Genomic DNA, 19,155 nt, shown 5'->3' with positions numbered 1-19,155 from the left:
TTATTATGCGCTCATTGCTATGGAACATAAACTTAGGAATTCGGACGAATTTAAGCTAGCTCCGCCAATCAATCCACCATCAACATCAGGTTGGGCAAAAATATCTGCCGCATTACTTGGCGTGACACTTCCACCGTATAAAATTCTGATATTTTCTCCAATAAATGGAGATACTTCAGAGAGGCGACTGCGAATAAACGCATGAACTTCTTGTGCCTGCTCTGGAGTTGCGCTCTTACCTGTCCCTACAGCCCATAAAGGTTCGTAGGCGATAATCGCATTGTCAAAAGCCATAGTGCCATTTTTCTCAATGACGATATCCAACTCTTCAGCAATAACTTCAAAAGTACGTCTTGCTTCTCGTGCTGGACCTGACTCTCCTACACATAATATAGGCGTCAAACCATGTTTTTGAGCTGCGGCAAACTTTTCTGCCACTATATTACTCGTTTCACCGTACATACGGCGACGTTCGGAGTGACCGATAATTACGTATCGACATCCTGAATCTTTTAGCATCTGCCCGGATATTTCGCCGGTATACGCGCCGAAGTCATGTTGACTAAGATTTTGCGCGCCCATTCTAACAAGTGCCCCATCTAGGGTTTGCTTGTTTGACTCAAGCAGTTGCCTAACACTTTCAAGATAAATTGAAGGCGGGCATAAAACCACTTCAGCTGAATCATTTTGGAGCTTTGCTGCAAACTTTTTAAATAACTCTTGGGCTAATGCCGAATTGCCATTCATTTTCCAGTTGCCAGCTACCATAGGACGTCTGAGTGCCATCACTGTCTCCTTTGAAAGCGGCGTGAATAATAGCGAACCACTTATCAAGTTACAATAGGTAATAGATGAATATTTACAATAAGCTGTCGAAGTGGTTACTTTTTACCCCAGCAACAGCTTAATTGAAAATTTATGATTTATTTCTGACTAACAGGACATTTTTACCGCTTCGGCAATTCTATTTGCAAAGGCTAGCACTTGATCATGCTCTTCGCCTTCTACCATCACGCGAATAAGCGGTTCTGTACCAGACTTTCTTAATAATACTCTGCCTCGAGCACCAAGTTGTTGCTCAACATAGGCTTGTGCCGATTTAACTGCATCAGAATCAAGTGGGTTATTACTGCCTTCAAATCTTACATTAACTAGCACTTGCGGTAGCATCTTCATCGCTTCGGTAAGCGACTCAAGGGAAGCATTCTGCCTACGCATCGCTGCCAATACTAAAATACCTGCAATAATACCGTCGCCTGTAGTGCCATGATCTAAGTTAAGAATATGACCTGAATTTTCACCGCCGATACGCCACTCATGCTTTTTCAGCAGTTCCATCACATAACGGTCGCCAACATTAGAGCGAACAAAAGGAATATTCAACTCTTGTAAGGCTAAATCAAGCCCTAGGTTGGACATTAAAGTGCCAACAACCCCACCTTTTAATACACCACGCTTTTGTGCATCGACAGCTAATATGTATAAAATTTGATCGCCATCAATCACTTCACCATGTCGATTAACCATCATAATACGATCGCCATCACCATCTAACGCGATACCTAAATCTGCGTTCTCAGCGAGTACGGTTTCGCAAATTTTAGCCATTGCGGTTGCGCCAACTTTATCATTGATATTTAACCCATCAGGTTTATCACCAATAGCAACCACTTCAGCACCTAACTCTCTAAATACACTCGGTGCGATGTGATAAGTAGCACCATGGGCACAATCCACTACAATTTTTAGCCCTGTAAGCGTATGCTCTGCAGGGAAATTCCCTTTACAATACTCAATGTAACGCCCTGCTGCATCATCGATACGGCGTGCCTTACCAAGCAAATGTGATTCAACACATACCAGTGGCTTTTCAAGTTCGGCTTCAATTTCAAGTTCAATAGCATCATCTAGCTTACTGCCATCGGTTGAAAAGAACTTAATACCATTGTCATAATAAGGATTATGCGATGCACTGATCACAACCCCGGCTTCTGCTCTAAATGTTCTGGTTAAATATGCCACCGCAGGTGTCGGCATAGGCCCAAGCAGTAACACATTCAAACCTGCTGCAGATAAGCCCGCTTCGAGTGCTGATTCAAATAAGTAACCTGAAATACGAGTGTCTTTACCGATAATCACTTTTTTAGTACCACTGCGTGAAAGCACTCGTCCAGCTGCCCAGCCTAGTTTTAATGCTAACTCAGGTGTCATCTTGCCTGAACCGACCTTTCCACGAATGCCATCAGTTCCAAAAAATTGTCTTTGTTTCACATATCCCCACTTAAGTGAATTCACTCAGTTTGTTGTAATTAATTTATTATCAGCGGCTAACTTAAATATTCGCCATGGTAGCCGACATGACTTTCAGTACATCGACGGTTTCGGGAACGTCATGTACACGTATAATTTGAGCTCCTTGCTGCGCAGCAATTAACGCGCCGGCAAGACTGCCGGCCAAGCGCTCAGACGTTGGCCTTGCTAATAAATCACCAATCATGCTTTTTCGAGACAAACCAATTAATATTGGTAAGTGAAATTGATGTAGCAGCGGCAATGTCGCTAATAAGCGGTAATTATGCGCTAAAGTTTTACCAAAGCCAAAGCCTGGATCTAATATTATCTTGCTTCTTGTGATCCCTGCAGCCTCACAAGCTAGAATGCGTTGCTCAAAAAAAGCACTTACCTCAGAGATAACATCTCCATATTCTGGTGAGTCTTGCATTGTTTTAGGTTCACCTTGCATGTGCATCAAACAAACTGGCACTTTTAAAGTTGCTGCCATCTCAATTGCACCAGGGAGCTGTAAAGCTCTAACATCATTAATTAAATTGGCACCCGCTGCTACAGCTTGCTGCATAACCTCTGGTTTACTGGTATCAATGGAGATCCAAACATCATGTTTATCAGCAATATATTTGATTAGAGGTAATACTCTTGCAAGTTCTTGTTCAACAGTGACCTCAGAGGCACCTGGACGGGTCGATTCACCACCGACATCAATAATGCTAGCACCTTGCTCGATAATATAATCAACATGTTTGCAGGCATGTTCAAATAAATTGAATTCTCCACCATCGGAAAAGGAATCAGGTGTTACGTTAACAATCCCCATTACAACAGGTTGAGCTAAATCTAACTGTTTATTACCATGTGATAATTTAAACATTACTGGTTACCTATAATTACCCATCAGCTAAAACAAAAAAGCCCCTTGCGGGGCTTTTTTAACTTACACCACGTAATTACTTAACGGGCGACTCATCAGGCTTTAAATCATCTTTCTTAGCATTATCTTCCGATTCAGTTGTCACACTTTCAACTTTATCATCATCTTTTGCTTCAGGTTTACCATCACCTTTATCATCAGAAGAGTCATCAACTTGCCAATCAGCTGGTTGACGAACTTCACGACGGTTCATCAAATCATCAATTTGCAATGAATCAATGGTTTCATACTTCATCAATGCATCTTTCATGGAGTGTAAAATATCCATGTTTTCAGTCAGCATTGTTTGCGCTCGTTGATAATTTTTATCAATAAATGCTTTAATTTCAGAATCAATAAGCGAAGCGGTATCAGCAGACATAGCTTTTGATTTGCCCATGCTACGACCTAAAAACACTTCATTATCTTCTTCAGCGTAAAGTAAAGGACCTAATTTGTCTGAAAATCCCCACTGAGTCACCATATTACGCGCTATAGAAGTAGCGTATTTGATATCTTGTGATGCACCAGTTGACACTTTATCACTACCATAGATCAACTCTTCAGCTAATCGACCACCATAAGCCACAGAAATTTGTGACTCTAGTTTTAGACGACTTTGACTAACGGCATCAGCTAATGGCAGGAAGAAGGTCACACCTAATGCACGTCCACGTGGGATAATAGTCACTTTGTGCACAGGATCATGCTCAGGTACTAAGCAACCTACGATGGCGTGCCCAGCTTCATGATAAGCTGTCATTTCTTTTTCAGATTCTGACATCACCATAGAACGGCGTTCTGCGCCCATCATAATTTTATCTTTGGCCCGTTCAAACTCTTCCATGCTAACCATGCGGCGATTACCACGCGCAGCAAATAATGCAGCTTCATTAACTAAGTTAGCGAGATCAGCACCAGAAAATCCAGGTGTACCACGGGCAATAACACTTGCTTTAACATCTTCAGACAAGGGCACTTTGCGCATGTGTACTTTTAAAATTTGTTCACGGCCACGAACATCAGGCAATCCAACCACGACTTGTCTGTCAAAACGACCTGGACGAAGTAACGCAGAGTCTAAAACGTCAGGGCGGTTAGTTGCAGCAATAACGATGACGCCTTCATTACCTTCAAAACCATCCATCTCAACCAGCATTTGGTTTAAGGTTTGTTCGCGTTCATCATGACCACCACCTACACCGGCGCCGCGTTGGCGACCTACTGCATCGATTTCATCGATAAAAATGATACAAGGTGAAGATTTTTTTGCTTGTTCGAACATATCACGCACACGAGATGCACCAACACCAACAAACATCTCAACAAAATCAGATCCTGATATAGTAAAGAATGGCACCTTAGACTCACCGGCAATAGCCTTGGCTAATAGGGTCTTACCTGTACCAGGTTGACCAACCATTAACACGCCAGTTGGAATACGGCCGCCTAGCTTTTGGAACTTGGTTGGATCACGTAAATAATCAACCAGCTCTTTAACTTCTTCTTTTGCTTCATCACAACCTGCAACATCAGCAAAAGTGGTCTTAATTTGGTCTTCACTCATCAGTTTGGCTTTACTCTTACCAAACGACATTGCACCTTTACCGCCACCACCTTGCATTTGACGCATGAAGAAAATCCAAACACCGATAAGCAGTAGCATTGGGAACCATGAAATGAATATTTGGGTTAAGAAGCCTGATTCTTCAGCTTCTTGACCTTTCATCGAGATACCTCTGCGATCAAGATCATTTATTAAATCTTGGTCATACATAGGCATAATCGTGGTGAACTTATCTCCTGAAGATCTTGTTCCCTCAATAGTACGCTGATCGCTTTTAATCTCAACAGTCTTAATCTGTCCATCTCGGACATTATCAAGAAAAGCGGAATAGTCCATCTTCTGCGAATTCGAAGAAGTGGGGGAATAACCCTGAAATACTGACATCAACACAACAGCGATGACGACCCAGAGTATTAAATTTTTTGCCATGTCACTCAAATTATTAGACCTCTATTACAGTCTTGCGATAATGGATATTAGACTACTACAACTTGTAACCAGTCGCCACTAAATAGACTTCTCTAGAGCGGGCCCTAGATGAGTCTGGTTTACGGGTTTTTACTACTTTGAAAACTTGTTTAACCGACTTCATATAATCGTCAAAACCCTCCCCCTGAAAGACTTTGACGGCAAAGCAGCCGTTTGGAGCCAATACTTGCCTACACATGTCTAATGCCAATTCAACTAAATACATTGCTCTAGGTTGATCAACAACATCTGCACCGCTCATATTTGGTGCCATATCTGATAATACCACATCCACTTTAGCTTCACCTACACGGTCAAGCAAAGCTTCGAGTACTTTTTCTTCTCTAAAATCCCCTTGCAAGAAATCGACTCCGACAATGGGATCCATAGGTAAAATATCACAGGCGATGACTTTACCCCTTTCTCCAGCTAACTTAACCGCAACTTGAGACCAACCTCCAGGAGCTGCACCTAAGTCTACTACAGTCATACCTGACTTAATCAAGTGATCTTTTTCCTGAATTTCTTCTAGTTTAAAAGCAGCGCGCGAGCGCATTCCACGTTTTTGAGCCAATTTAACATAATGATCATCAAAGTGTTCTAGCATCCAGCGATTAGAGCTGGCTGTACGTTTTTTAGCTGACATTGAAATTCCGCAACGATTGAGAGTTACATAAAGACTATATAAGGGTAGAATAGCCGCTTTTCAACAGTAACTCAGTAAAAGTTGGTATAAATGAATTTAACAACCAAACAAAAGCAGCATCTAAAAGGCTTGGCGCACAATTTAAAGCCCGTTGTGATGCTTGGTGCCAATGGTTTGACTGAAGGTGTTCTGGCTGAAATTGATAGCGCACTTAGTTATCATGAATTGATCAAAGTAAAAGTTGCCTCTTCTGATAGAGAACTTAAAAATGCCATCGTTGACGCCATTGTTCGTGAAACACAGTCTACGAAAGTGCAAACTATCGGTCATATTTTAGTTATCTTCCGTCAATCTGCAGAAATGAAAATTGCCATTCCAAAAGTAAAATAATTACTGTCAATGAATCAACGAGTTCATTAACTTAAGTTATAACAATTTGACATAAAAAAACCACTGCCTTGGCAGTGGTTTTTTTATTATCTGTAAAAATTAGATATATTTAACTGATAAAATTTCGTAATCAGTTATTCCACCAGGAGTGGCAATACCGACTTCATCACCTTCGTTTTTACCAATAAGTCCACGAGCAATTGGGGAGTTAACAGATATCAAATTCAATTTGATATCTGCTTCATCATCACCAACTATTCGATAAGTCATTTCAGCATCGGTATTGATATTGAGAATGCTGACAGTAGTACCAAAGATAACTCTGCCAGTATTCTCTATTTTAGTGACATCAATAATCTGTACATTAGACAGTTTGCCTTCAATATCACGAATACGGGCTTCACATATACCCTGATCTTCACGTGCTGCATGATATTCTGCATTTTCTTTTAAATCACCAAGCTCACGCGCCGAAGCAATTGCTTCTGTAATTTTAGGGCGTCGATCAAACTTTAAGATGTCTAATTCTTTGCGTAATTGATCAGCACCAACAACGGTCATTGGAACTTTATTCATGTTAAGTGATCTCCATAAAACAAAAGCATCCCGTGCCGATAAAATATCGACACAATAATAATCGTTTGGAATGACTTACTTTAAAACCTACAAGTAATACGACAGGGATGTTACATAGATAATGGGCAACAGCTTACCTAAGCTTTTACTGACTTGCTAGTCAGATAGCTAAAAATGCTGCTAAAGACGATAAATTTCAGCGTCATCATATAAAAACAGCCCACTTTTTTGTGCGCTGTTATATGTACAACTTTATTAACTCTAATCAAATAAGTTAGATGATTCTGTTTTGCGCTAACTTCTCGAGGCGTTCTTCTTCTGCCATTCGACGTTTACGTTTGTCACAGGGGTCATCGCAGTCACAGGCTTTTTCGATGCCTAACACTCCTAAGCCACCACAACTTCCTTCCACTGCTTTTTTCTTAATGATATAGCCAATAGACATCAATAAGAAAAAAACTAATAACACCACAAACGCAGCAATAAATGTGCTCATTTCGGACTCCAGTTTAATGGATGGATCAATCAAGATAAGGCTTAAAGGCCTCACTATAAAAGACCTGATAACCTTGTTCCTGCTTTTCAATCAGCATTATTGCTAAATTTTGCTCTTTGGCAAGTGCTAATGATGCCTCTGTGCCTAATACCATCATTGCTGTAGCATAACCATCTGCTGTCATTGAACTTTTGTGCAGCACAGTGGCTGAGGCTAATTTATGCTTAATTGGATAACCAGTACGGGGATCGATTAAATGCGTAAAACGTTCACCGTTTTCTTCATAATAAATACGATAGTCACCTGATGTTGCTAGGGCCATTGTATCAAGTTCTATCACTTGCTGCACTTCTTGCCCGTCTTCTGCAGGCTTTTCAATTGCGACACGCCAAGGAGTGCCGTCAAATTTAGTCCCTTTGGTACTAATTTCGCCACCAATTTCAACTAAATAACCTTCTATTTGATACTTGTCTAATAAAGATGCCACTTTATCAACACCAAAGCCTTTAGCTATTGAGGATAGATCAACATATAAATCGGCATTATGTTTAACTAGCTTGGTGCCTTCAATAGTTAACTCATTGATCCCTGTCTTTGCTTTAGCATCGCTTATGGCTTGAGCTGTCGGAATAGATGTAGGACGTTTGTCTGGGCCAAATCCCCATAAGTTAACCAGCGGCCCAAGAGTAATATCTAAAGCACCGTCAGTTATCTCGTTCAAACGGATCCCCTCTTTTACAACCCAAAGAGTATCGGGTGAGACATCGACACCTTGTCTAATTTGTACCTGATTAAAACGAGATAACTCTGAGTTCGGACGATAGGTAGACATTTGATTATTAACGGTCTCAAGGGCCATATCTATTTCTGTTTGTAACAATTGTGCTTGAGGCAAATGCTCGTTAGTGACCAAAGTAATATGATATGTGGTACCCATTGTTCTCCCTTCCAACTTAATGGTTGTCTCAGGCTGTGTACAGGCTGTAATTGTGCAAGCAATCAGGATGAGCAGGAATGATTTAATTGATTTCGCCATAATGAACTATCCCATAAAACAAAAAATTGCAGTAGCTAATGCATACTGCAATCTATAAAAAATTAAGGTGCTAAATTTAGCACCTTAACTTAATTGATATTAACCGCCGAAGTCATCTAATAAGATGTTTTCATCTTCAACACCTAAATCTTTTAACATGCCTATAACTGCTGCGTTCATCATTGGAGGTCCACACATGTAGAACTCACAATCTTCTGGCGCATCATGATCACGCAGATAGTTTTCATACAATACGTTATGAATAAAACCTGTGTAACCAGTCCAGTTATCTTCTGCCTGAGGATCAGACAAAGCAACATGCCATTTGAAGTTATCATTTTCAGCAGCAAGACCGTCGAAATCTTCTACATAGAACATTTCACGTTTAGAACGCGCACCGTACCAGAAACTGATCTTACGTTTCGAGTTTAAACGTTTAAGTTGGTCGAAGATATGAGAACGCATTGGCGCCATACCTGCGCCACCACCAATAAATACCATTTCCGCATCAGTGTCTTTAGCGAAGAACTCACCAAAAGGACCAGAAATAGTGACTTTATCACCCGCTTTCAAGCTCCAAATGTAAGAAGACATTTTGCCACAAGGTAAGGTCAGATTACGTGGAGGTGGCGTAGCAATACGCACGTTCAACATAATAATACCAAACTCTTCTGGATAGTTAGCCATTGAGTATGCACGAATTGTTTCTTCGTCTACTTTTGACTCTAACTTGAAGAAGCCAAAATGTTCCCAGTCGCCACGATATTGTTCAGGCACTTCAAACTCAGCATATTTAACATGATGAGCAGGTGCTTCAATTTGAATATAACCGCCGGCACGGAATGGAACTGTTTCACCATCAGGAATTTGAAGCTTCAGTTCTTTAATGAAAGTGGCTTTATTATCGTTAGAGATAACTGCACATTCCCATTTTTTAATACCAAAGATTTCTTCGTCTAATTCAATGTCCATGTCACTTTTTACGTTGACCTGACATGACAAACGACAACCTTGGCGAGCTTCGCCTTTACTGATGTGATCAAGTTCTGTTGGCAAAATATCACCGCCACCAGATTTAATCATCACGCGACATTGACCACATGAGCCACCGCCACCACATGCACTTGATACGAAAATACCATTATTGGCTAAGGCACCCAGTAGCTTACCACCGGCACCTGTTTTAATTGCCTTGTCTGCATCACCATTGATACTAATGGTGATATCACCGCTAGCAACCAGCTTCGACTTAGCGAATAAAATCACTAATACCAAAACTAGTACGATAACAGTAAACATACTCACACCTAGATAAACATCTATTGGAGTAGATTCAAGAATACCCATTCACTTATTCCTTAAAGGTTCAAATTAATACTTCGTCTCAGTATTTCTTACAAAGAAACACCAGAGAACGACATGAAACCCAAAGCCATAAGACCTGCGGTAACAAAGGTAATACCTAAGCCACGTAAGCCATTTGGCACATCAGAATACTTCATTTTCTCACGGATACCCGCTAACAATACAATTGCTAACGCCCAACCGATACCAGAGCCGATACCAAACACTACGCTTTCGCCTAGGTTATAATCACGCTCTACCATAAATGATACTGCACCGAAAATTGCACAGTTAACAGTAATCAATGGTAAGAAAATACCCAATGCATTGTATAAAGGTGGAAAGTATTTATCTAATGCCATTTCCAAAATTTGTACAAGCGCTGCAATCACACCGATGAAGGTAATGAACTTCAAGAAGCTTAAATCAGCTTCCGGTATACCAGCCCAAGCTAAAGCACCAGGAGCAAGTAAACCTTGATAAATAATTTGGTTAGCAGGTACAGAAATAGCCAGTACCACGATAACTGCAACACCTAGGCCCATCGCAGTAGTCACTTTCTTAGACACAGCTAAAAAAGTACACATACCTAAAAAGAACGCCAGCGCCATATTTTCAATGAAAACGGAGCGAATTAATAAACTAATATAATGTTCCATTGCGTTTACCCTTTTGCTTCTACTTGCTCTGGCTTATAAGTACGGATCAACCAGATAAAACCGCCGATCAAGAAGAACGCACTTGGTGGAAGCAGTAATAAACCGTTAGGTTGATACCAACCACCGTCAGAGATTTTACTGAGGATTTCTACGCCGAATAATGAACCATTACCAAATAATTCACGGAAAAAACCAACAGACAATAAAATAACACCGTAGCCTAATCCGTTACCGATACCATCCATAAAACTCATCATCGGAGGCGTTTTCATTGCATAAGCTTCAGCACGACCCATTACAATACAGTTAGTAATAATCAAACCTACGAATACTGATAACTGTTTAGAAATAGCATAAGCATAAGCTTGTAGTACCTGGTCAACCACAATTACCAATGAGGCAATAATGGTCATCTGTACAATAATACGCACACTGCTTGGAATGTGATTACGAATAAGCGAAATAAACAGGTTAGAAAACGCTGTTACCGCTGTTAATGCAATCGTCATTACCAGTGCAGTTTCAAGCTTTGTGGTAACAGCAAGGGCACTACATACACCCAATATTTGCAAGGCAATTGGGTTATTATTGATAATCGGTCCAGTCAGAACCTGTTTAAGTTCTTTAACGTCAGCCATTAGCTTAACCCTCCGTTGCGTGCTTTAGCGATAAAGCTTGCAAAGCCTTCTTTACCTAACCAAAACTGCAATGAATGTTGTACACCGTTACTGGTTAATGTTGCACCAGAAAGTGCATCAACACCGTAAACAGTGCTCGCCACTGCAGGGTTTTTAGTTACACTGATAGCAAAGTTACCTTGCTCATCAAATAACTGTTTGCCGTTCCACAAGGCTTTCCATTTTGGATTTTCAACTTCACCGCCTAAACCCGGAGTTTCAGCTTGGTCGTAATAAACTAAGCCTTGAATCGTGTTTAAGTCAGCTTCTAATGCTAAGAACGCATACATGGTTGACCATAAGCCGTAACCGTGAACAGGTAAAATAACACTGGTTAATTTACCATCATCATCACGAACCAAATACACTACCGCTTTATCGGCAACGCGCTTGATCGAGGCAATGTCATTTTCAGGAATTGATGAAGTACTTAGATCACGTGATGCTTTACGTTGATCATAAGCATTAGCGTCACCTTCGACAAACTCACCGGTTTTCAGGTCGACTAAACGCGCTTCAACATATTGATTATATTTGCTAAGAATATCTGCTTTAGTGACCTTACCTTCTTTAGTATTAATAAGGCTTGCCGCTTCAAGTATATACTTTTGCTTATCAAGTAACTTGTTCTCTTGCTGAATAGGTTTTAATACCACAGCAGCGGTAGAAACAAGCACTGAGCAGATAAGACATAAGCCGACAACAACAAATAGCGTTCTACCGAACGAATCTTTATTACTAGCCACGTGCGATCCTCCGTTTGATATTTGCTTGCACGACGAAGTGGTCAAATAATGGGGCAAATAAGTTGGCAAACAAAATAGCCAACATCATACCTTCTGGGAATGCAGGGTTAATCACACGGATAAACACTACCATCGCACCGATTAACAGACCGTAGGCCCACTTTGCAGAATTGGTAAATGAAGCTGATACAGGATCAGTCGCCATAAACATCATACCGAAAGCAAATCCACCTAACACTAAGTGCCAATACCAAGGCATTGCGAACATAGGGTTAGTATCGCTACCAATTACGTTTAATAATGTTGCAATAGCAGCCATACCTATGAAAACACCACCAACGATTCTCCATGAAGCGATGCGAGCATAAATAATGACTAAACCACCCAGCAAAATAGCAAAGGTAGAAACTTCACCCACAGAGCCCGGAATGAAGCCCATGAAAGCATCAATCCAATTTGCATTGTTGGCATAGTCAAATGTACCTTGTGCAGCTTGACTTAGTGCAGTTGCGCCTGAATAACCATCGGCAACAACCCAAGTCGTGTCACCAGACATACTTAAGGGGTAAGCAAAGAACAAGAATGCACGACCCGCTAACGCAGGGTTAAGGAAGTTACGGCCTGTACCACCAAAGATTTCTTTAGCAACCACTACACCGAATGTAATCCCCAACGCCACCATCCATAAAGGGATCGTTGCTGGTAAGGTTAATGCAAATAATACTGAGGTAACGAAGAAGCCTTCATTGACTTCATGACCGCGGACTGAAGCGAATAATACTTCCCAAAAACCACCTACAGCGAAAGTCACCGCATAGATAGGTAAGAAGAAGCACGCACCATACCACATCAATGATGTGATACCAGAGTCAGCGGTTAACTGAGCACCAAATAACTCAAACAAGCCAACTTGCCAAACATCTGGAGTACCAAAGCCAGCAACTAATGCCACTTGCGCTTGAAGACCCACGTTATACATACCAAAAAACATTGCTGGAAATGTACACGCCCAAACCGTAATCATCATACGTTTTAGATCGATGTTATCACGAACATGGGTTCTACCCTTGTTCACTTTACCTGGAGTATAAAATACCGTAGCTGCTGCTTCATAAAGTGCATACCACTTCTCGTATTTGCCGCCTTTTTCAAATTGCGGCTCAATACGTTCGATAAAATCTTTCAAGCTCATTAGCCTTCCCTCTCGATCGTATCTAAGCAGTCACGTAGATATGACGCATAGTCATATTTACCTGGACATACGAAAGTACATAACGCCAAATCTTCTTCATCTAGCTCAAGAGCACCCAATCTCACGGCGCCATCATAATCACCTGACACTAAGTCACGTAATAACATGGTAGGAAGAATATCAAGTGGCATTACCCGCTCATAGTTTCCAATTGGCACCATAGCGCGGTCTGAACCACCAGTGCTAGTTGTCATAGGAAATAAGCGAGAAGGGCTTAAGTGACCTAAAAATGCACGAGTTATTGAGAATTTATCTGCGCCAGGCATAGCCCAGCCGAATAACTCTTTCTCGTAACCTTCTTCAAGTAAGCTAACTTGTGCGTGGTAACGGCCTAAGTATGCATGAGGCCCGATTGCTGAGCGACCGTTTAATACTGAGCCTGAAACGATACGCACTTTGCCTTCATCAACTTCATTTGTCGTTAACTCAGTAATGCTTGCGCCTACTTGAGTACGAACTAAACGAGGTTGTTTTGCTTTAGGGCCGGCAATGGCAATAACACGCTCAGTATTTAAAGTGCCCTGAGTGAATAATTGGCCAATGGCGATTACATCTTGATAGCCCACATGCCACACACTACGCGTAGCTGAAGCTGGAAGAATGTTATGTATGTGTGTACCAACAAGCCCCGCTGGGTGCTTCCCGCCAAACTCTGCCACTTGGGCATTTGCTGAAGGAATATCTGCACCAGGTGCTTTACATAAATACACTTTACCTTCAGTTAAACGTGCAAGCACCTTTAAACCATTGGCAAAATCATCTTTATATTCGGCAATGACTACCACAGGATCTGCAGCAAGAGGTTGTGTATCGATAGCAGTCACAAAAATGCCTTGTGTAGCAGCATCAACTGCAGGCACTTTGCTAAATGGGCGCACACGCAATGCCGTCCACAAACCTGATTCAATCAGATTATCACGAACAACTTGCGAGTCTAACGTGTCTAATGAGCCAGCATCATATTTATTGAACGCAACACAATCGTTACCTTCAACTTCAATGACAACAGACTGAAGTACACGTTTAGCACCTCGGTTAATTTCGGAAATAGTACCACTGGCTAAAGCCGTATATTTAACGCCTAAATTCTTCTTATCTTCAAAAAGAACCTGGCCTTTTTGTACTTTATCGCCCACTTTAATCTTCATCGTTGGACGTAAGCCAATATACTCTTCACCCAAAGTAGCTACGTATCTAATGGCTGGGCCATTATGGATAACTTGCTCTGGTCTACCTGTTATAGGTAGTTCCAATCCTTTCTTAATTGTAATCATATCCACAAGCACTACGTTTGAAGGAAAGACAATGCGCCACGTTCTGCTACAAAAACAATGTGTTAAAAAACACCTCATTCTGGAGCTAGCGCAGGTTTAACACGGAAATGCGATCATAATCACGCTGGTCGCGCGCATTTTACCCCATATATAAGACTATCGCCACGAAAATAATAGGTGTTTTCAAACCAATGCACCAATTTAGTCTTCTAATATAGTACAAAGCGACTGGCGATTATTTATTAGGTCCAAAGTGCATATTTTGTTCCATGCAAACTAAAATATAGCATTAATTTTAAAAGTAATATTTTTGATTAATATTTTTAAAATAGGAAGGATTAGAAATAAAGCCCATGCTATTTCAGCATGAGCTTTACACTATCTTTAAAGATGAAATGATTATTTATCAACCAGAACACTGCCCAGCGGATAATTAGCCAACTAACCTATAATAAGCAGGCTAGTTGACAGGTGTAAAATTTACAATCTGAATTAGAATTTACCTTGATAACCAATGTAGGTTGTCATTTCACTTTGAGATAACATTCCCATCTGATAATTTTTAGCGATTAACTCTTCATCTAACACATTCTCTATGCGGACATAGACATTGTGCGCTTGAGTCATTTGATAATGCGCTGCTAAATCAATTTTAAGTTGCGAGTCAATACCATAATTCCCTAAGGTAAACACGCTGCCAGTTTCTGATTGATACAAGCCATTAGCAAAAATACTAAACTTGCCCATAACCAGCCCAATACTGGCGCTAACTTGTTGCTCTGGCACCCAAGGCAGTTGTTGGCCATCAGCATAACAACCAACAACGGCATCACAGCTAGACTGACCAAATTCAGCTTGGGTATAGCTATAATCTAACGCCATTGGAATAAAGAAACTATTAAAGTCCATTTTGTAGTCAATCGTTAAATCTACACCTGCAACAGAGACATCTTGTAAATTAACCTGTAATGCCTCTTGCAAAGGAACACAATTAACACCCAATTTACAGGTCATATGCTGATTGTCAAAGTCATGCATATAAGTCGATAAACCGACATTGAAATTTTCTTGTTGATATTGTAATGCCAGTTGGTATTGTAATGCCTCTTGTGCTAGTTGCTCGGCATTACCAGCACCAGCAGCGGTCCAGGCTTGTTTAGCACTTAATGCTAATAGCCAGGCATCCTTTTTATAAGCAAGTTCAACAGAAGGTAACCAGCCATCATTAGAAAAGTCAGCCGCGGTTAATAAATCTGCATTATCACCTAACTCACGCGTCACGCTCACACTTTCATAACCTAAGCCGAAATTTACTGACCAGGCATCATAGTTCAGCTTGGTATTAACCGACGTAGTAAATGCATCTGCATCATCCGTATAATCACCAATACCATATTGCACATCCAGTGCATTGAGGCCTAAATTTTCACTTAATAAGTAATCTATTTTAGCCACTTTCATTTCAGCCTTATCACTATGATAACGCGCTTGATAGGTTACTTCATGAGCGCCATAAAGGCTGACACCCTTCGTCTGCACACCAAAACCATCAAAATCGTTATTGGCAACCACTGCACTTGTGGGTAAGCCTTGGGAAGTAGGATTGGTTTCAAAATCCGATAATACCTGTAACAACTGACGGTTAATTATTTCGTCATTGATTGTTAACGTATTATGGCCACGTTGAGCAAAGCTTTGATAATAAAAGTCTGTCGACATAATCGACTGACCTGATAAATTAACTTGATGCGCTAGGGCATATCGTTGACGCTTACCTTGATCAAAATCCAACGCTGTCGCTGCATAGCGATTATCAGCCGATGTAGTAAAATCTGCGAGGGTTAATCCAATATCACTATTATCAAGTGTAGTATCAGTAAAATGATAACTGAACTCTGTTTTTTGTGGATTTCTAGCACCGACTAGGCTATCAGCATTAATTTTAAACAGGATGTCTGTTGTTTGATGTTTATTATCTATACTGCTGTTAAGCCCTACATCCGTTTCATCTTTTTGGTAATCAACGCCCAATAACATGCCATATTGCTTAGTTTTGCCACTAACAATTAAGCCCCCTGCAGGCGATCCATCTTGATCGGCTTCAATATTAATAATCGCATCTGTTTCACGCTCACTGATTTTGGCCGTCAGATAATTAAGTTGCCCAAAAGCGCCCTGCCCACCTGAGTTTACATTGGTGTGCTTGTTAGTTGAGATTGCCGATTGGAGAAATAAGTTCGGTTGAGAAATAAGGTTTTGGCCAGAATAAGGAGCCGCAGAATAAAAAATATTATCTTGTAATATTGCAACGCCATTGGTTGCACCACGAATTGAAATCGCATTCTGCGCATGTTCAACATTGGGAAGGACCGTTACACCAGCTTTGGCTAATACATTGGCCGATTGGCGATAATGAAATATGGACACTTCATCTTGTTGTAAATCAATACGGGAGTTTTTATCTTCAATAGACTCCGTTACTGTGCTTGCTACACTTGGAAAACTGCCAAGCATTAATAATACTGCTGAGGCCACCATTGAAACGCTAAAAGAGCGATCAGACATATCAATCTCCGTATTCTATCTTGTCTTATAAAATGCACTGTTAATGCTATATACAATAACGGTTTAATCCACATAAAAACAGCATCAACCACAAGCTGTTAAAAATTAGTTAATTTTAGACACAAAAAAACGGCCTAAGCCGCTTTTTTGTGTAATAACTGACGTTAAAGCGTGCCTAAAATCTCACCACTTAATGCTAAATCATCATTCTTATTTACGCTAACACCAGCAGCAATAATATTTTTGGCGATATCTTGTGCTTGTTCAAGTGAATGCATCTCATAAGTACCGCACTGATATTCGTTTAATTCTGGAATATCTTTTTGCTCAGTCACTTTTAATACGTCTTCCATTGCGCCTAGCCACGCATCTGCAACTTGTTGCTCGTTTGGCTCACCAATAAGGCTCATATAAAACCCGGTACGACAACCCATCGGTGAAATATCGATTATTTCAACATTGTCACCATTAAGATGATCACGCATAAATCCTGCAAACAAATGCTCTAAAGTATGAATACCACGTTCACTTAAAATGTCTTTGTTAGGAGCACAAAAACGTAAATCAAATACGGTGATTGCATCCCCTTTTGGAGTGCTCATATGTTTGGCAACTCGAACAGCGGGAGCATTCATACGAGTGTGATCTACAGTAAAACTATCTAATAACGGCATTGTGTTCTCCAAAGATAAGGGCGCGCTAACTTGAAACAACTCAAAATGGTCAACACGTTTAACGATAACAGAATCATCATACCATCAACAATGCACAACTCTCTACCAGCATGAATTAAACTCAACTAAGACTTATAGTGATTAATTGTGATAGTTTTTCAGCCGTTTGCTGTTTCGGCATCCGATTAAAACATAACCTCAATGGTTTCTCGATACAGAAATAGGCACTTGATTATCAGTGTCCCTTTTATCTTATTGACAAATGGCGCAATCAGCTCAAGCAAGTCGTATAAATATAGCGTTAATGTAAAGGTAATCAAGCTTAGATCGCAAAAGAATAGTTATGCTAACTTGAAGTTTAATTCAATAAAAAACCCCACTAATCAGTGAGGTTTTAAATGGCTCTATTACCCTTTGCAGTTTGGGGTTCGAGGAACTTCAGCAAGATTTTGCCAGTCTGCTTCAGTATAGGTATTAATTGATAATGCATGTACGCCATTCGCTAATTCATCAGCTAGAATCGCATTCACGCTGCGATGCCGCGCTAATGGACGCTGCCCATCAAATAGATCACTGACGATGACCACTTTAAAATGGGTTTCTGAATTAGGTGGAACATGATGGCGATTACTTTCATTAATCACTTCAAGATGTGATGGTGTAAACGACTGATTCAGTTTATCAGTAATAGTCTGTGCAACTGACATAGCGACCTACTCTTGGGCTCTTAAAAATCGAAGAGTACTGGGTTAAAACGTAAACGTCAAACACTGTGGCGATAAAATGTTAACTCAACAAGAAACAAAGATAAAATTATGAATTCGCGAGAATAGCGGCTGATGTTTTTGACACCAAACAGGCCGCGTCTTGATAACCCTTTAAACCTTATGTGCTGTTTTATAAAACACATTGTGGGTAATTCATAGCTGGTAAAAATAAGGTGTTATCTGCCTAAAAGTAAAATTAATCCGTGGAGTATTGACCGTTAAACGCTTAGGCAAACAGTGTTGCCAAGTTTGTTGCATCCCAGGTTGCATAATCAATAAATCGCCCGATTGCAAAGGGTATGACATTTTTTGTTGAGATGCCTTATGACGCACAACAAAGTCGCGACACGTTCCAAGTGTAATGGATGCAATAGCACTATTAGCAACAATTTCAGGCTCATCATCACTGTGCCAGCCCATACATTCTGTGCCGTTAGCATACCGATTAACCAACACGGCATTAAAGTCTAAGTGGCACTTTTGTAATAATGTTTGCCGTAATTTTGACAATACTGGAGGCCAAGGTAAGGGATTAATCAAAGTTTTAGAGTATCGACAATCACACCCTTCATCACCAAACCAAACCTGTGTGCGCGGAATAAAGTGCTTCTTTCCATACACCTCAATTTCTATTTTAGTTAAAGGGTAATCGCTCGCCTCTTGTAATAGAAGCCTTTGCTGACGCTCGGACAGAAAATCTGGCTGGTGCACCACTGGAGGTAACTTAATGTTGGGATCGTGATCAGTAAATAAATCTAACGTCATGTGTGCCACCCTGCTCCATCATTTATAAAACCTAATTATCACCTAAAA

19 protein-coding genes are annotated in these 19,155 nt (G+C 40.6%); 1 reads left to right on the top strand and 18 read right to left on the bottom strand.

Features of this window, described 5'->3' with window-relative positions; genetic code table 11:
* Nucleotides 1-3: 3 nt before the first annotated feature.
* The 5 genes from tpiA to rlmE all read right to left on the bottom strand — a co-directional run bounded on the left by tpiA (nt 4) and on the right by rlmE (nt 5,886).
* Nucleotides 4-786 (bottom strand): triose-phosphate isomerase, encoded by a 783-nt coding sequence (tpiA, locus tag ACRWQM_RS04230; RefSeq protein WP_434926893.1) that lies wholly within the window; start codon nt 784-786, stop codon nt 4-6.
* 147 nt (nt 787-933) lie between these two features.
* Nucleotides 934-2,271: a phosphoglucosamine mutase gene (glmM, locus tag ACRWQM_RS04225; protein ID WP_434931365.1), complete on the bottom strand. Its 1,338-nt coding sequence runs from the start codon at nt 2,269-2,271 to the stop codon at nt 934-936.
* 61 nt (nt 2,272-2,332) lie between these two features.
* Nucleotides 2,333-3,166 carry a dihydropteroate synthase gene (gene folP, locus ACRWQM_RS04220; RefSeq protein ID WP_434926895.1) on the bottom strand — a complete coding sequence of 278 codons (834 nt, stop codon included), beginning with the start codon at nt 3,164-3,166 and terminating at the stop codon, nt 2,333-2,335.
* A 76-nt stretch (nt 3,167-3,242) separates the two neighbouring features.
* Complete coding sequence (ftsH, locus tag ACRWQM_RS04215) at nt 3,243-5,210, bottom strand: ATP-dependent zinc metalloprotease FtsH (RefSeq protein WP_434931364.1); 1,968 nt, start codon at nt 5,208-5,210, stop codon at nt 3,243-3,245.
* A gap of 46 nt (nt 5,211-5,256) precedes the next feature.
* Nucleotides 5,257-5,886: a 23S rRNA (uridine(2552)-2'-O)-methyltransferase RlmE gene (rlmE, locus tag ACRWQM_RS04210; protein ID WP_434931363.1), complete on the bottom strand. Its 630-nt coding sequence runs from the start codon at nt 5,884-5,886 to the stop codon at nt 5,257-5,259.
* A 90-nt stretch (nt 5,887-5,976) separates the two neighbouring features.
* Here rlmE and yhbY point away from each other — a divergent pair, with 90 nt between their 5' ends.
* Entirely contained in the window at nt 5,977-6,276 is a 300-nt protein-coding gene (gene yhbY, locus ACRWQM_RS04205) for a ribosome assembly RNA-binding protein YhbY (protein ID WP_434926897.1), read from the top strand.
* A gap of 99 nt (nt 6,277-6,375) precedes the next feature.
* On the opposite strand, the gene greA is transcribed toward yhbY, so the two are convergent.
* The 13 genes from greA to ACRWQM_RS04140 form a co-directional block, all read right to left on the bottom strand.
* Entirely contained in the window at nt 6,376-6,852 is a 477-nt protein-coding gene (gene greA, locus ACRWQM_RS04200) for a transcription elongation factor GreA (protein WP_434926898.1), read from the bottom strand.
* Nucleotides 6,853-7,126: 274 nt separating this feature from the next.
* Nucleotides 7,127-7,348, bottom strand: a complete 222-nt coding sequence (nqrM, locus tag ACRWQM_RS04195; RefSeq protein WP_226413896.1) for a (Na+)-NQR maturation NqrM — start codon at nt 7,346-7,348, stop codon at nt 7,127-7,129.
* A gap of 25 nt (nt 7,349-7,373) precedes the next feature.
* The gene (locus tag ACRWQM_RS04190; RefSeq protein WP_434931362.1) at nt 7,374-8,384 is read right to left on the bottom strand and encodes an FAD:protein FMN transferase; all 1,011 of its coding nucleotides are present in this window, start codon (nt 8,382-8,384) and stop codon (nt 7,374-7,376) included.
* Between the two features lie 99 nt (nt 8,385-8,483).
* A complete protein-coding gene (gene nqrF / locus ACRWQM_RS04185; protein ID WP_235088546.1) occupies nt 8,484-9,731 on the bottom strand; it encodes an NADH:ubiquinone reductase (Na(+)-transporting) subunit F in 1,248 nt (415 codons plus the stop codon).
* Nucleotides 9,732-9,778: 47 nt separating this feature from the next.
* Nucleotides 9,779-10,387 carry an NADH:ubiquinone reductase (Na(+)-transporting) subunit E gene (gene nqrE / locus ACRWQM_RS04180; RefSeq protein WP_226413892.1) on the bottom strand — a complete coding sequence of 203 codons (609 nt, stop codon included), beginning with the start codon at nt 10,385-10,387 and terminating at the stop codon, nt 9,779-9,781.
* 5 nt (nt 10,388-10,392) lie between these two features.
* Nucleotides 10,393-11,025 carry an NADH:ubiquinone reductase (Na(+)-transporting) subunit D gene (locus tag ACRWQM_RS04175; protein ID WP_226413890.1) on the bottom strand — a complete coding sequence of 211 codons (633 nt, stop codon included), beginning with the start codon at nt 11,023-11,025 and terminating at the stop codon, nt 10,393-10,395.
* Nucleotides 11,025-11,810, bottom strand: a complete 786-nt coding sequence (locus ACRWQM_RS04170) for a Na(+)-translocating NADH-quinone reductase subunit C (RefSeq protein WP_434926899.1) — start codon at nt 11,808-11,810, stop codon at nt 11,025-11,027. Before ACRWQM_RS04170 ends, ACRWQM_RS04175 begins: the two co-directional genes overlap by 1 nt.
* Nucleotides 11,803-13,002: an NADH:ubiquinone reductase (Na(+)-transporting) subunit B gene (locus tag ACRWQM_RS04165; RefSeq protein WP_434931361.1), complete on the bottom strand. Its 1,200-nt coding sequence runs from the start codon at nt 13,000-13,002 to the stop codon at nt 11,803-11,805. The genes ACRWQM_RS04170 and ACRWQM_RS04165 overlap by 8 nt, the downstream gene beginning before the upstream one ends.
* Entirely contained in the window at nt 13,002-14,336 is a 1,335-nt protein-coding gene (locus ACRWQM_RS04160; protein WP_434931975.1) for a Na(+)-translocating NADH-quinone reductase subunit A, read from the bottom strand. Before ACRWQM_RS04160 ends, ACRWQM_RS04165 begins: the two co-directional genes overlap by 1 nt.
* A 492-nt stretch (nt 14,337-14,828) precedes the next feature.
* Entirely contained in the window at nt 14,829-16,901 is a 2,073-nt protein-coding gene (locus ACRWQM_RS04155; protein ID WP_434931360.1) for a hypothetical protein, read from the bottom strand.
* A gap of 164 nt (nt 16,902-17,065) precedes the next feature.
* Nucleotides 17,066-17,575 carry an S-ribosylhomocysteine lyase gene (gene luxS, locus ACRWQM_RS04150; protein ID WP_226413880.1) on the bottom strand — a complete coding sequence of 170 codons (510 nt, stop codon included), beginning with the start codon at nt 17,573-17,575 and terminating at the stop codon, nt 17,066-17,068.
* Between the two features lie 407 nt (nt 17,576-17,982).
* Nucleotides 17,983-18,282 (bottom strand): BolA family protein, encoded by a 300-nt coding sequence (locus ACRWQM_RS04145; RefSeq protein ID WP_226413878.1) that lies wholly within the window; start codon nt 18,280-18,282, stop codon nt 17,983-17,985.
* Nucleotides 18,283-18,495: 213 nt separating this feature from the next.
* Nucleotides 18,496-19,107 carry an alpha-ketoglutarate-dependent dioxygenase AlkB family protein gene (locus ACRWQM_RS04140; RefSeq protein WP_434931359.1) on the bottom strand — a complete coding sequence of 204 codons (612 nt, stop codon included), beginning with the start codon at nt 19,105-19,107 and terminating at the stop codon, nt 18,496-18,498.
* Nucleotides 19,108-19,155 lie beyond the last annotated feature (48 nt).

This window comes from Shewanella sp. HL-SH5, from assembly GCF_051163755.1.
Taxonomy (GTDB): domain Bacteria; phylum Pseudomonadota; class Gammaproteobacteria; order Enterobacterales; family Shewanellaceae; genus Shewanella; species Shewanella glacialimarina.
This window is presented reverse-complemented; position numbering and strand designations above follow the sequence as displayed.

Coding starts and splice junctions, on each gene's coding strand:
- ACRWQM_RS04155 (WP_434931360.1), bottom strand. CDS start 16,901: ATGTCTGATCGCTCTTTTAGCGTTTCAATGGTGGCCTCAGCAGTATTA.
- folP (WP_434926895.1), bottom strand. CDS start 3,166: ATGTTTAAATTATCACATGGTAATAAACAGTTAGATTTAGCTCAACCT.
- ACRWQM_RS04175 (WP_226413890.1), bottom strand. CDS start 11,025: ATGGCTGACGTTAAAGAACTTAAACAGGTTCTGACTGGACCGATTATC.
- luxS (WP_226413880.1), bottom strand. CDS start 17,575: ATGCCGTTATTAGATAGTTTTACTGTAGATCACACTCGTATGAATGCT.
- nqrF (WP_235088546.1), bottom strand. CDS start 9,731: ATGGGTATTCTTGAATCTACTCCAATAGATGTTTATCTAGGTGTGAGT.
- ACRWQM_RS04160 (WP_434931975.1), bottom strand. CDS start 14,336: ATGATTACAATTAAGAAAGGATTGGAACTACCTATAACAGGTAGACCA.
- rlmE (WP_434931363.1), bottom strand. CDS start 5,886: ATGTCAGCTAAAAAACGTACAGCCAGCTCTAATCGCTGGATGCTAGAA.
- yhbY (WP_434926897.1), top strand. CDS start 5,977: ATGAATTTAACAACCAAACAAAAGCAGCATCTAAAAGGCTTGGCGCAC.
- tpiA (WP_434926893.1), bottom strand. CDS start 786: ATGGCACTCAGACGTCCTATGGTAGCTGGCAACTGGAAAATGAATGGC.
- ACRWQM_RS04190 (WP_434931362.1), bottom strand. CDS start 8,384: ATGGCGAAATCAATTAAATCATTCCTGCTCATCCTGATTGCTTGCACA.
- ACRWQM_RS04165 (WP_434931361.1), bottom strand. CDS start 13,002: ATGAGCTTGAAAGATTTTATCGAACGTATTGAGCCGCAATTTGAAAAA.
- ACRWQM_RS04145 (WP_226413878.1), bottom strand. CDS start 18,282: ATGTCAGTTGCACAGACTATTACTGATAAACTGAATCAGTCGTTTACA.
- nqrE (WP_226413892.1), bottom strand. CDS start 10,387: ATGGAACATTATATTAGTTTATTAATTCGCTCCGTTTTCATTGAAAAT.
- nqrM (WP_226413896.1), bottom strand. CDS start 7,348: ATGAGCACATTTATTGCTGCGTTTGTGGTGTTATTAGTTTTTTTCTTA.
- greA (WP_434926898.1), bottom strand. CDS start 6,852: ATGAATAAAGTTCCAATGACCGTTGTTGGTGCTGATCAATTACGCAAA.
- ACRWQM_RS04140 (WP_434931359.1), bottom strand. CDS start 19,107: ATGACGTTAGATTTATTTACTGATCACGATCCCAACATTAAGTTACCT.